This is a genomic window from Kitasatospora sp. NPDC004240 (assembly GCF_053603215.1).
Genome location: NZ_JBSGFD010000427.1, coordinates 1 through 2,041, shown reverse-complemented (window position 1 = coordinate 2,041; position 2,041 = coordinate 1). Strand labels below are relative to the sequence as shown.

At 73.5% G+C, this 2,041-nt stretch carries 3 protein-coding genes; 1 reads left to right on the top strand and 2 read right to left on the bottom strand.

The window, feature by feature from the left end:
* Positions 1-101 precede the first annotated feature (101 nt).
* A complete protein-coding gene (locus tag ACWEQL_RS42265) occupies positions 102-503 on the bottom strand; it encodes an SHOCT domain-containing protein (protein WP_452156915.1) in 402 nt (133 codons plus the stop codon).
* 142 nt (positions 504-645) lie between these two features.
* Positions 646-1,470, bottom strand: a complete 825-nt coding sequence (locus tag ACWEQL_RS42260; protein ID WP_452156913.1) for a LysR substrate-binding domain-containing protein — start codon at positions 1,468-1,470, stop codon at positions 646-648.
* 69 nt (positions 1,471-1,539) lie between these two features.
* Between ACWEQL_RS42260 and ACWEQL_RS42255 the strand changes: the two genes are divergently transcribed.
* Positions 1,540-1,938 (top strand): DUF5997 family protein, encoded by a 399-nt coding sequence (locus ACWEQL_RS42255; protein ID WP_452156911.1) that lies wholly within the window; start codon positions 1,540-1,542, stop codon positions 1,936-1,938.
* Positions 1,939-2,041: the final 103 nt, after the last annotated feature.

Sequence of the window (2,041 nt, the reverse complement as noted above, 5' to 3'; positions counted from 1 at the left end):
ACACCCCCCCCACCGGGGCCGCCGGGGAACCCGGCGCGCCCCCCGGGCGGCTGCCCCGGGGGGCCGGCGGCGCCCGCGGCTCCGGAGCGCCACCCCGTGGATCAGGCCAGCACCTTGGCCTTGGCCTTCAGGTACTCCTCCTCGGTGATGGAACCGTTCGCCTTCAACTGGGCGAGCTTGGCGAGCTCGTCCGCATGACTGGGCCCGGCGGCCCCGCCCGAACCGGCGGCGTCCTGGACGTACGCCCTGAAGGCCGCCTCGTTCTCCTTCGCCTGTACGAGGTCGCGCTGGGTCATCGAGCGTCCGCGTGCGATCAGGTAAACCAGCACGCCGATGTACGGCAGCAGGATCACGAAGATCAGCCAGCCGGCCTTGCCCCAGCCGCCCATCTCGTGGTCACGGAAGATGTCGCCGATCACCTTGAACAGCAGGAAGAACCACAGGATCCAGAGGAACAGCCAGAGCATGGTCCAGAAGACATCGAGCAGGGGGTAGTCGTCCACGAGTGGCTCCCTTCAGCCCTCAACATCACGTCAGAGCATATGGGTGCAATTCGGACACCGCTTCCCGGAGGGGGCCACCGTCCGGCCGACGTGGTACGAACGGGTGATCACGGGCTCGGGAGCCCCCGAGAACGGCCCTCGTTCAGCCCCTGCGCTTGGGCTTGCCCTTCCGGGCGGCCGCGGGACCGCCGCCACGACCGCCACCCGCGCCCTTGCCCGCCGCACCGGACTTCCCGGCCCCCGGCTTGCCCGTACCCGACCGCCCGGCGGCGGACTTGCGCGGCACGGCGGCCTTGCCGGCACCCCGGCCGCCCGCGCCCTGCCGGTCCTCGCGCTTCGCCTCGGGAGCGGCCTGGGCGCGGCCCCGGGAGCTGTTGACCGTCCGGCCGCGCACGATCCCGATGAACTCCTCCACCAGGTCGGTCGTCGCCTCCTCCGGCCAGGCCAGCGCGACCCGCGACTGCGGCGCGTCCGCGACCGTCCGGTAGGTGAGGTCCCGGCGGTGGTGCAGCCGCGCGAGCGACTGCGGCACCAGCAGCACCCCGACGTTGGCCGCGACCAGCTCGATCGCGTCGCCGGTGGTGGCCGGCCGCTCGATCGCCGGGCGGCCGGGCAGCTCCCCCCACTCCAGGGTGTCGTCCAGCGGGTGGAACACCACGTCGTCGGCGAGGTCAGCGAGGGCGACCTCCTCCGCGGCGGCGAGCCAGTGGTCCTTGGGGAACACGACGACGGTGGTCTCGGTGTACAGCGGGATCGCGCTGAGTACCGTCCGGTCGACCGGCAGCCGGACCAGGCCGGCGTCCGCCCCGCCCGTCCGCAGCGTCTCGTCGGCCTCGGCCGCCTCGACGGCGACCAGGCCCAGCGGGACGTCCGGAAGTCGCTCACCCCAGACCCGGACCCACTTGCCGGGGGTCACGCCCGGTACGTACGCCAGCCGGAAGGACGGGTTCACCTGCATGTCTGTCACGTGGCAAGGCTACCGAGGGCGGCCGGGGGCGGGCACCCGCCCACCCCGCGCTCACGTACCCTTGCCTCCATGACATCGCTCAAGCCCAAGACGTCCCAGACCATGAAGCCCGCCACCGCGGCGAAGAAGCTGGGCGTCTACCTCGAAGCCACCCCCGCCGAGTTCCAGGAGGGCGTGGTCTCCCGCGAGGAGCTGAACGCGCTGCAGGCCGACCCGCCCACCTGGCTCGTGGACCTGCGGCGCAACGGCCCGCACCCGCGTCCGGTCGTCGCGGCCAAGCTCGGTGTCTCCATCGCCGGTCTCGCCCGCGGCGGCGTGACCGAGGCCCTGACCTCCGAGCAGATCGAGGCCCTCAAGGCCGAGAACCCGTACTGGCTCCAGCACGAGCGCGACGTCCAGGCGGGCGTCCGCAAGGAGGCCCAGCGCCTCAAGGACAAGCAGCAGGCACAGGCCGCCGCGGGCGCCTGACACCGCGGTTCCGCCGCCGGCGGCCGCCCCCCCGGGGGGGGGGCCCCCGCGCCCGGGGGGGCGCCCCCCCCCGCGAGAGGACAAGCGGCGGGGTGGGGAAAAG